The sequence below is a fragment of the Streptosporangium carneum genome (assembly GCF_027922005.1).
Taxonomy (GTDB): Bacteria; Actinomycetota; Actinomycetes; order Streptosporangiales; family Streptosporangiaceae; genus Streptosporangium; species Streptosporangium carneum.
Genome location: NZ_BSEV01000012.1, coordinates 113,094 through 123,430, shown reverse-complemented (window position 1 = coordinate 123,430; position 10,337 = coordinate 113,094). Strand labels below are relative to the sequence as shown.

6 protein-coding genes are annotated in these 10,337 nt (G+C 71.3%); 4 read left to right on the top strand and 2 right to left on the bottom strand.

Annotated elements, in window-relative coordinates; all coding sequences use genetic code 11:
- Nucleotides 1–60 precede the first annotated feature (60 nt).
- Nucleotides 61–261 (top strand): hypothetical protein, encoded by a 201-nt coding sequence (locus tag PKF00_RS24770; RefSeq protein ID WP_271220025.1) that lies wholly within the window; start codon nucleotides 61–63, stop codon nucleotides 259–261.
- Between the two features lie 30 nt (nucleotides 262–291).
- Here the strand turns inward: PKF00_RS24770 and PKF00_RS24765 are convergent, their stop codons facing one another.
- The gene (locus tag PKF00_RS24765; protein ID WP_271220024.1) at nucleotides 292–1,431 is read right to left on the bottom strand and encodes a hypothetical protein; all 1,140 of its coding nucleotides are present in this window, start codon (nucleotides 1,429–1,431) and stop codon (nucleotides 292–294) included.
- A gap of 294 nt (nucleotides 1,432–1,725) precedes the next feature.
- Here PKF00_RS24765 and PKF00_RS24760 point away from each other — a divergent pair, with 294 nt between their 5' ends.
- The 3 genes from PKF00_RS24760 to PKF00_RS24750 all read left to right on the top strand — a co-directional run bounded on the left by PKF00_RS24760 (nucleotide 1,726) and on the right by PKF00_RS24750 (nucleotide 8,044).
- Nucleotides 1,726–4,395 carry a M4 family metallopeptidase gene (locus PKF00_RS24760; protein ID WP_271220023.1) on the top strand — a complete coding sequence of 890 codons (2,670 nt, stop codon included), beginning with the start codon at nucleotides 1,726–1,728 and terminating at the stop codon, nucleotides 4,393–4,395.
- 160 nt (nucleotides 4,396–4,555) lie between these two features.
- Nucleotides 4,556–5,767: a pyridoxal phosphate-dependent aminotransferase gene (locus PKF00_RS24755; protein ID WP_271220022.1), complete on the top strand. Its 1,212-nt coding sequence runs from the start codon at nucleotides 4,556–4,558 to the stop codon at nucleotides 5,765–5,767.
- Nucleotides 5,768–5,995: 228 nt separating this feature from the next.
- A complete protein-coding gene (locus PKF00_RS24750; protein ID WP_271220021.1) occupies nucleotides 5,996–8,044 on the top strand; it encodes a thioredoxin domain-containing protein in 2,049 nt (682 codons plus the stop codon).
- 6 nt (nucleotides 8,045–8,050) lie between these two features.
- Here the strand turns inward: PKF00_RS24750 and PKF00_RS24745 are convergent, their stop codons facing one another.
- Nucleotides 8,051–10,246, bottom strand: coding sequence for a transglycosylase domain-containing protein (locus PKF00_RS24745; RefSeq protein ID WP_271220020.1), 2,196 nt, complete (start codon nucleotides 10,244–10,246; stop codon nucleotides 8,051–8,053).
- Between the last annotated feature and the right edge of the window lie 91 nt (nucleotides 10,247–10,337).

Below are 10,337 nucleotides of genomic sequence, written 5' to 3'. Positions count from 1 at the left end.
TGGGCGGCCCGCCGACACGCCGACGGCGGGACCACGGGGTGGCGGTGGCAGACTTGAGGTGTGAATTCACCACTCGACACCGCCACCGTCAGCCCCGGCCTCCTGGGGTTCCTGGTCGTGGCCGCGCTGGGGCTGGCCCTCTACCTCCTCGTCAAGTCGATGAGGCGGCAGATCTCCAAGATCGAGGTTCCGTCCGAGGCGGAGCTGAGGAAGCAGAACAAGGGCGCCGCGAGCAAGGGCGCCGCAGACCGGTCTCTGTGACCGCAAAGCGCCCACGGGCCTCGCGCCGTCTCATGACCAGGCGCGCTCCAGGGCCTTCGGCAGGCCCCAGCGGCCCAGCGGGGTGAGCACCTCGCTCTTGTCCACGATTCCCAGGCACGCCCACAGCGGCGTGACCGAGCTGAAGAGGGTCTCGGCCGCGTCCAGGTCCTCAGGGTCGTCCATCTGGACGTCGATGTCCTCGGACTCGGCGATGAAGCGGGCGATCCGCTCGGGCGACGCCAGCACTCCGGGCCCCCGCCTCGCCAGCGTCGCCACCACGGCGAGCCAGTCCGCGTGGTGGATGGCGCACAGGGCGGCCAGCACGGCGTCCTCGTGGCTGAGCTCGCCGTCCATGTCGGAGAACGCCTCAGGGGTGTCGTCGTCCTCCGGCAGGTCCGAGATGGGTCCCGCGATGCCCGCGGTGACGGTCAGCCAGAGCTCCTCGTCGTCGGCGGGCAGCGGCTCCCCCTCGTAGCCCGCGCACGCCCGCAGGACGTTGCCCGGATAGCCGGGACCGGCCAGCACCTCGCGGAGCCGTACGCACGCGGCGCGCAGGTCGGCGGCGGGCCGTTCGGGGGCGGGCAGCTCGGCCAGGATGCGCCGCAGCTCGCTGAGCGCGAACGCCTCCTCCTCGTCCCAGGCGGCGAACAGTTCCTCGTCCTGCTCGTCGCTCACCGCGACCCCCGGCACCCGCCCGTCGGGCAACGGGCTGTTGAGCCAGCGCTCCTGCAGGTCCTCGTAGGCCTCCCTGGCCTCCTCGTCCCGCACGGCCAGCGCGTCCGGGTCGATCTCACCGGCGGCGACCCGCTCCTCCAGGTAGGCGACCAGCCTCAGGAACATCTCCCTCGCGATCGGCCCCCGTTCGTCCTCCTCCGGCCAGACGAAGAAGCTCCGGGTGAGCAGGAGCGGCTCGGTGCCGGTCGACTCCAGCCAGCGCTGCACGTCGCCGACCGTCGCGCCGCCGGACTCGATCGCGCTGAGCGTCGCCTTCGTGGACTCCCAGAAGGGCGGGGACAGCGGGTTGCCCAGCGCGATCAGCGCCCGCCGCAGGTCGGGAACGGCCACGAGCGCCACTCCTGACGGCACCGCGAGCAGCGCGCGAGCCACATCTCTCCGGGTCAGCTCGGCGGCCGGCCTCCCGGCGTGCACACAGACGAAGTCGAGATCCACGCCCAGTGAGCCTACGCCGGAAGCCGCGCCAGCACATCTCCCACCCCGGTACGACTCGGGAAAACCTCGCTCACCGCGTGGAAGAGACCGCGGAGGGGTTTTCCGCTGTGGGAGAGCACGAGCGGGGCGCGAGGGAGCGATGGAATCAAGAAAGCTTTAATTCCTCTTTGACCAGCTTTTAAGCTATCACGCCATAAATGTGATCAAAAGTCATGATTTTTTGCCAAACTCCTGCTAGATCATGACCATCGCCTTTCGATCAGTCTCGGCGATCCTCGAGACGCAGGAGAATCCGTGTTACGACCCCCCACCCTGCTCGCCGTGGCCACCCCCCTGGCCCTGGCGCTCTCCCTCCTGGCGGGGAGCCCCGCCCAGGCGGCCGACCCTCCTCCGGCCCAGGTGGAGGCCCGCCCGGGAACCGACGCCCCGGCACTCGTCAGCGGCCTCAACGAGGCGCCGAAGGCCGGCGACCCCGTCGCCGTCGCCCGAAATCACCTCCGTGGCGGACGGTACGGAATAAAGAACGCCGACGCCGAGCTCGTGCCGCTCGGCGTGACACGCGACGGTTCCGATGAAACCGTGCGATTCGAGCAGCGCCATCGGGGTGTCCGCGTTTTCGGCGCCCACTACCTCGTGCAGATGAGCAAGGAGGGCGACACCCACAGGGTCACCGGCGCGGGCGGCCGTTTCCTCACCGGCCTGGACGTCTCGACCACGCCGAGGTTCCCCGAACGGCTCGCGCTGAACGTCGCCCGGTCCCGTGTCGCGGCCGAGTCGGGCGGCGACGCGGGTGAGCTCACCGCCACCTCCGGCGGGCTCATCGTCACCCCGGCCGGCAAGGGCCTGCTGGCCTGGCAGGTCGCCGTCACCGGGACGGACGCGCTCGGGCAGCGCCCCCTGTTCGCCGACGTCTACGTCAACGCGGCGACCGGGACCGTGCTGTTCGTCACCAACCGGATCCGCGCGGCGGCCGACGGCCCGGTCACCGCTTCGGGCACGACCTCCCACGACCGGACGGTGCCGCTGAACGCCTACCAGCGGGCCGACGGGAGGTACGAGCTGCGTGACCGCGCGCGGGCGATGTGGAACGGCACCGCGGGAGAGATCGTCACCTACGACGCGGAGGGGGGCGACATCTCACAGTTCCAGGGCAAGCTGCCGCCCGGCACCCCCGTCGTCTCCGCGGAGACCCCCGCCTTCACCGGCACGGCCTCCGAGATCGGCGCGGTGGACGCGCACTGGGGCGCGGGCCAGGTCTACGAGTACTACCGGCGGCTCGGCCGCGACGGGCTCGACGGCAGGGGCGGCTCGATCAACTCGGTCGTCAACGTCACCTACTTCGGCCAGCCGTTCTTCAACGCCTTCTGGGACGGCACGAAGATGGTCTACGGCGGAGGCGGCGACGGCTATCACGCGCTGGCCTCGGCGCTGGACATCGTCGGCCACGAGATGACCCACGGCGTGGTCCAGCACACCGCCAACCTGGTCTACCTCGGCCAGCCGGGCGCGATGAACGAGGGCCTCGCCGACTACTTCGGCAACGCCGTCCAGTCGGACGTCGAGGGGACCGACCCCGCCCACCCCGACTCGGGCCTGGTGGGCGAGACGCTCTGCCGTACCGGCACGCCGCGCGAGTGCGCCTTCCGCGACCTCAACGACGGGCGCACCACGCTCGCCGACTACATCGGCTCCACCGGGCGCATCGACGACGCGGGCGTCCACGTCAACTCGACGATCTTCAGCGGCGCCCTGTGGGACATCCGCGAGAAGCTGGGCCCGAAGGCCGACAGGATCGTGCTCAAGGCGCTGTCGGAGTACATGACGCCCCTGGACGACTTCGTCGACGGCAGGCGGGCGGTGCTCGCGGCCGCCGCGCGGTCACGGCTCGGCGCCGGGGACCTGCTGACGATCAAGCGCGCCTTCGACGCCCACGGCATCAGGCCGGGCTGGGAGCGCGGCATCCCCACCGACCACGACGTCCTGCTGCGCGGCCTCACCGACTACTACGCCCAGCCGGACGCGGCGGGCGACCGCTACGTGATCACCAACTCCTCCGCCGACCTTTCGGCGCCCTCCGCCGTGTACACGGGCCGGGTGCGCGGCGGCGGGGCCGAGCGGCTCTCCGAGCCGGGCGGGATCTCGGCCTACGAGCCGGCGACGGACGGCAGGAGCGCGGTGTGGCTGACCTACGCCGAGACCGGGACCGGCTGGAAGAGCCAGGTGTGGAGCAGGCCGCTGGACCGCTCGCGACCGCAGAGACTCGTCTACGAGGGTGACGGCGACGTCCTCAACCTGGCCGTCGAGGGCGACACCGTCGCCTACTCGCTCTGGGACTCCGCGACGGACGGCTACGACCTGTGGGTCAGGAAGGGCCAGGCGCCCCCGGTCAACGTGACGCCCCAGCCGGAGGTGTACGGCAGGGCGGCGACGATCAAGAACGGCCGGATCGCCTACATCAAGCAGCACCTGCGGGACGGCTCCCGCAGCGCGGTGATCGCCACCCGCGACCTCGCCTCGGGCCGGGAGAGCGACCTGCCCGCCCCGCCGAGCCCGCCCGGCGTGACCGGACTGGTCTTCGCCCCCGTGCTGACCGGCTCCCACCTGGTCTGGCTGCAGGACGCCCAGCGGGACGGCAGGCAGGGCATCATGCGCGCGAAGGCGGACGGCGGCGCCCCGGCGGCCCTGACCCCCGACGACGCGTCCGCTCCAGAGCTGCTGGACGTGGACGCCACGGACGAGGCCGTCACCTACAGCGTCCACACGGACCTGTGGGTGATCGGCAACGAGACCCTGCCCAAGCTCACCCAGATTCCCGCGAAGGGCGGCGCACCGGTGCGGGTCACGTGCAACCGGGGTGAGCAGGCCCAGTTCGCGGCGGTCGAGGGCACCCAGGTGGTCTGGGCCGACGGCACCGCCGGCCAGGTCGACCTCGCCACCAGGGCACGTCCGAGAGGGACCTGCTGACGTCACGACGCCGTCCCCCTCCCGCCGGGCCGACCGGGTGAACCCGTCCGGCGGGAGGGGGCGGAGGGTGTGGGAACGCCCGTGGGAAGGGGCCAGGAGCGCCTTCCCACGGGCGGTCCCGGCCGGATCGGACGCCCCTGGGCGACGTTAAAGTGTGACGATGCAGGTAAGGCAGTCAGACAAGCTCGCAAACGTCTGTTACGACATCCGCGGCCCCGTGCTGAAACGAGCAGCCGAGATGGAGGCCCAGGGCCACCACATCATCAAGCTGCACATCGGCAACCCGGCCCCGTTCGGCTTCGAGGCTCCCGAGGAAATCCTGCAGGACGTCATCCGCAACCTCCCCGTCTCCCACGGCTACGGCGACTCCAAGGGCATCCTGAGCGCCCGCAGGGCCGTCGTGCAGCACTACGAGGAGCACGGCATCGCCGACCTCGACGTCGAGGACGTCTACCTCGGCAACGGCGTCTCCGAACTGATCGTGATGGCGATGCAGGCGCTGCTCAACAACGGCGACGAGGTGCTGGTCCCCTCCCCTGACTACCCCCTGTGGACGGCGGCGGTCTCGCTCAGCGGAGGCACCCCCGTCCACTACGTCTGCGACGAGCAGGCCGACTGGCTGCCGGACCTCGACGACATCGCGTCGAAGATCACCGACAGGACGAAGGCCCTGGTGATCATCAATCCGAACAACCCGACCGGAGCCGTCTACCCGCCCCAGCTGCTCGAACGCCTGGCCGACCTCGCCCGCAGGCACGGCCTGGTCGTCTTCGCCGACGAGATCTACGACCGGATCCTCTACGACGGCGCGGTCCACACCTCGATCGCGTCGCTGGCCCCCGACCTGTTCTGCCTGACCTTCTCCGGCCTGTCGAAGACGTACCGCGTGTGCGGGTACCGCTCGGGCTGGATGGCGATCTCCGGCCCCAAGGAGCGGGCGGTCTCCTACATCGAGGGTCTCGACATCCTCGCCAACATGCGGCTGTGCCCGAACGTGCCCGGCCAGCACGCGATCCAGGCCGCGCTCGGCGGTCACCAGAGCATCAACGACCTGGTGCGCCCCGGGGGGCGGCTGTGCGAGCAGCGTGACCGCGCGTGGAAACTGCTCAACGACATCCCCGGGGTGAGCTGCGTCAAGCCCCTCGGCGCGCTGTACGTCTTCCCGCGCCTGGACCCCGAGACGTATCCGATCTCGAACGACGTCCAGTTCGCCCTCGACCTCCTGGAGCGGGAGCGGCTCCTCGTCGTGCAGGGCACCGGCTTCAACTGGGCCCGTCCCGACCACTTCCGCGTCGTCACCCTGCAGCGCGCCGACGACCTGGAGGAGGCGATCGGACGCCTGAGCGGCTTCCTGACGACCTACCGGCAGTGACCGTCCGCGGTCTGCGGTGATCCTCCGCCGGCCGCGCCCGCCACCGACCGCTGACCGGTGACCGGCGGTGAGCGCCCGGCCCTGCGGCCGTGGCCCGCCCGCCTCTCCCGGTCCCGGTCTACTGTGAAGAAAGACCGTGCAGGCACGACCAGGTGGCCCCGGGGCGCCGCGCCCCGCGCCCCCCGGCGCGAGCAGAACGTACGCACCGCGTACGCGGGAGAGGTCCTGATGAACCGTTTGAAGGACGCGACCAGCCCCTACTTGCTGCAGCACGCCGACAACCCCGTCGACTGGTTCGAATGGGGCGAGGAGGCGTTCGCCGAGGCGAGGCGGAGGGACGTGCCGCTGCTGATCTCCGTCGGCTACTCGGCCTGCCACTGGTGCCATGTCATGGCGCACGAGTCGTTCGAGGACGAGGCCACCGCCGCGATGATGAACGAGCGCTTCGTCAACGTGAAGGTGGACCGCGAGGAGCGGCCCGACGTCGACGCGGTCTACATGGCGGCCACCCAGGCCATGACCGGCCAGGGCGGATGGCCGATGACGGTCTTCGCGACCCCGGAGGGCCACCCTTTCTACACCGGGACCTACTTCCCCAGGCCGCACTTCCACCGGCTGCTGGCCGGGGTGTCTAACGCCTGGACCGGTGACCGCGACGGGGTGCTCGAGCAGGGCTCGAAGATCGTGGAGGCGTTGAACGAGCGGACCGCGCTGCCCTCGGGACCGCTGCCCACCGCGGGCACGCTGGCCCAGGCGGTGGAGAGCCTGAGCCGGTCCTTCGACGCCGAGCGCGGCGGGTTCGGCGAAGCGCCGAAGTTCCCGCCCTCGATGGCGCTGGAGTTCCTGCTGAGGTACGGCGCGGCGGCGGAGCTCCGGCCCGCGTCCGGCGGCCGGGAGCCGCGGGCGGACGGGGGCCCTCGGACGGGCGAGGAGCCCCGGACGGACGCGGCGCCGGCGATGTCGATGGCCGAGCGGACGTTGGAGGCCATGGCGAGGGGCGGGATCTACGACCAGCTCGCCGGCGGGTTCGCGCGCTACAGCGTGGACGCCGACTGGGTGGTGCCGCACTTCGAGAAGATGCTCTACGACAACGCGCTGCTGCTGCGGGTCTACACGCACTGGTGGCGCTCGACGGGTTCGGTCCTGGCCAGGCGGGTGGCGCTGGAGACCGCCGACTGGCTGCTCGCCGAGATGCGCACCCCCGAGGGCGGCTTCGCCTCGGCCCTGGACGCCGACAGCGAGGGGGTGGAGGGCAGGTTCTACGTCTGGACCCCCGAGGAGATCCGCGACGTCCTGGGCGAGGAGGACGGCGCCTGGGCGATCGACCTGTTCGAGGTGACCGGAACGTTCGAGCACGGCTCCTCGGTGCTCCAGCTGCTGTCCGACCCCGACGACGCCGAGCGGTTCGCCAGGGTGCGCGCCGCGCTGCTGGCCGCGCGCGCCCAGCGGGTGCGGCCTGGCCGCGACGACAAGGTGGTGGCCGCCTGGAACGGCCTGGCCGTCGCCGCCCTCGCGGAGACGGGCGCCCTGTTCGACCGCCCCGACCTGGTCGAGGCCGCGCGCGGCGCGGCCACGCTGCTCGACGAGCTCCACCTGGACGGCGACCGGCTGCTGCGCACCTCGCGGGACGGCCGGGCCGGAGACAACGCCGGGGTCCTCGAGGACTACGCCGACCTGGCCGAGGGCCTGCTCTCCCTGTACGGCGTGACCGGGGAGGTCCGCTGGTTCGACCGGGCCGGAGCCCTGCTCGAAACGGTGCTCGACCGGTTCGCCGACGGTTCCGGCGGGTTCTTCGACACCGCGGACGACGCCGAACGGCTGTTCCAGCGCCCGCAGGACCCCACGGACAACGCGACCCCGTCCGGTCAGTTCGCGGCGGCGGGGGCGCTGCTCTCCTACGCGGCCCTGACCGGCTCGGCCAGGCACAGGGAGGCGGCGGAGGCCGCCCTCGGCACGGTGACCGTCCTGGCGGGCAAGCACGCCAGGTTCGCCGGATGGGGCCTCGCGGTGGCCCAGGCCGCCGTCTCGGGACCGGTGGAGGTGGCGGTCGTGGGCGCCCCCGGCGATCCCGCCACCTCGGCGCTGCACAGGGCCGCCCTGCTGTCACCGGCCCCCGGCCTGGTCGTCGCGCTCGGCGAGCCGGGATCGGCCGAGGTTCCGCTGCTGGAGGGCCGGGGCCTGGTCGAGGGCGTCCCCGCGGCCTACGTGTGCCGCGGTTTCGCCTGCCGGATGCCCGTCACCACCCCGGCCGCCCTGCGAGCCGAGCTGACCTCCTGACCGTCGTCAGTCCGGGCGGCTCTGGGTGGTTTCGTCCTGGGACGGGGACTGCTCCCTGCCGCCGATGCCGGTGCCGTCGCCGTTCCCAGGCCCGTCGTCGGTGCCGTCGCCGTTCCCAGGTCCGTCGTTCCCGTTTCCGTTGCCCGGGCCGTCGTCGTCGCCGTTCCCGTTCCCCGTGTCGTCCGGTGACGAGGTGTACTCGGGGGTCGGGGTGGTCGTCTCGTCCTGGTTCCGGGTGGGCGGCAGGGGGCTGTCCTGGTCTCCGTAGTCGTCGCCGTAGTCGTCGGCGTCCGAGTCGTAGCCGTCGTCGTAGGTGGTGGAGTAGCCGTAGTTGGACGGCTCGCCGAACTCCTTGACCGGCTTTCCGGACATCGCCTCGGTCATGAAGGCGCGCCAGATCTGGGCGGGGTAGGTCCCGCCGTACAGGGCGCTGCCGTCCACGACGACCGGCTTGTTGTCGTCGCGGAACATGTCGACGGCCGTCGCCAGCTGCGGGGTGAACCCGGCGAACCACACGGACGCCGACTTGTCCGTGGTGCCGGTCTTGCCGGCGACGGGACGGTCGTAGAGCCGGGCCGCGGAGCCGGTTCCCGCGGTGACGACCTGGGTCAGCGCGTAGGTCGCGTCGGTCGCGGTCTGCTCGCTGAAGGCCCGCCTGCCCTTGGTCGGGATCTTGGTGGTCCTGCCGTCGGCGTCGGTGATCGAGCGGATCACGTGGGCCTCGCGGTGGACGCCTCCCGCGGCGAACGTGGCGAAGCCTGAGGCGTTCTGCACGGCGCTCACCGACGCCACCCCCAGCGGCAGCGTCGCGGCGGCGCGGTGCGGGGAGAGCTGGTCGGCGGGGATGCCGGACTTCTCGGCGGTCTCGACGACCTTGTCCAGGCCGACCTTCCGCCCCAGGTCGACGAAGGCGGTGTTGACCGAGCTCTGGGTCGCCTTGACCAGGTTGATCTGGCCGTAGGAGTATCCGCCGGAGTTGGGGATGCCCTTGCCGTCGGAGGTGATCCGCAGCGGGGAGTTGCCGTCGACCCGGGTGTCGAGGCCGAGGCCGTTGTCCAGGGCGGCGGCCAGCGTGTACGCCTTGAAGGTCGAGCCCGCCTGGACCTTGGCGCCGAAGGAGTTGTCGTAGGACTGGGTCCTCCAGTCGCGGCCGCCGTAGAAGGCGACGACCTCGCCGGTCGCGGGGTCGACGGCGGCCAGCCCGGTGCGCACCTGCTTGGGGGTGCTCTCCGGCAGGACGGAGGTGACGGCGCGTTCCGCGGCGGCCATCAGGCCCTTGTCGAAGGTCGAGACGATCTTCAGTCCGGCCTGGTTGACGGTCTCGTCGGTGTATCCCCTGCGCTTGAGCTCGGCCGTCACCTGGTCGAGCATGTAGCCCTCCTGCCCCTTGGGGGCGAAGATCGGCCTGGGCTTCTTGAGCTCGGGGAAGGCGGTGGCCTCCGCCTGCTCCGCGGTGAGGGCTCCGGTCTGCCGCATTCCGTCGATCACCGACCGCCAGCGCGCCTTGGCGGCCTCCAGGTCGGCGCCCCGGGGGTCGGCGAACCGCGACGGCTGCTGGATCACGGCGGCGAGGTAGGCGCCCTCCGAGAGCGTCAGCTTGCTGACGTCCTTGTGGAAGTAGGCGTCGGCCGCGGCCTGGATCCCGTCGGCGTTGCGGCCGAAGTAGATCGTGTTGAGGTACTGCTCGAGCACCCAGTCCTTGGACTTCGACTGGTCCACCTTCAAGGAGATCATGACCTCCTTGAGTTTGCGGACGATGGACCGTTCCTGGCTGAGGCCGCTGTAGTAGTTGCGGACCATCTGCTGGGTGATCGTCGAGCCGCCCTGGAGCTGCTGCCCGGTGATCGTGGACCACATGGCGCGGAAGGTGCCCGTGACGGAGACGCCCTTGTCCTCGTAGAACGAGCGGTTCTCCGCGGCGATGACCGCGTTCCTGACGTGCTGCGGCACCTGGTCCAGGGACACGCTCTTGCGGTTGACCCCCTGCCTGGCCAGCACGGTCTTGCCGTCACGGTAGTAGATCACCGACCCCTGGGCGGTCGCCCTCGGCTGCGTGCTGTCGGGGATCGGCGTCATGGCCCACGCGACCGCGAGGGCGCCGACCGCGGAGAGTGTGAGGACGCCGAAGACGACGAGCGCGATCCTCAGGAGCCTCCTCCTCGGCCTGGCCTTCTGTCCGCCTCTCAGCCCGCCCTTTAGCACGCGTCCCCCCGTCCCGTCGGCGGCCGACCCCCGTCGGCCGCACGGAACCGTAAGGGTAAACGATGCATAACGGTGTCTGAACCCTGCTTGG